Genomic DNA, 244 nt, shown 5'->3' on the forward strand with positions numbered 1-244 from the left:
GTTCTGGTCGGTGGTGAAGTACTGCGAGTCCTTCACACCGTACTTGTCGGACCAGTAGTCGTACTCCAGGCCCACGTACAGGTGCTTAGGCTCGTAGCCGAGGGCCTTGCCCAGGTCGTACTTGACCTGTGGGTTGAAGTGCAGGTTGGCGTGATAGTCGCTCTGGTTGCGGCGGCTGGTGCTGGCGCTCTTGTTGTTGATCACCCAGTCCATGTAGCCGTCGATGAGGATGTCGGAGTTGCCC

At 59.0% G+C, this 244-nt stretch carries 1 pseudogene; it reads right to left on the reverse strand.

The window, feature by feature from the left end:
- Positions 1-244 (reverse strand): annotated as a pseudogene (locus ACLJNW_RS27795) (hypothetical protein); the annotation flags it as partial.

The sequence above is a fragment of the Salmonella sp. SAL4457 genome (assembly GCF_046548235.1).
Lineage (GTDB): Bacteria > Pseudomonadota > Gammaproteobacteria > Enterobacterales > Enterobacteriaceae > Salmonella > Salmonella enterica.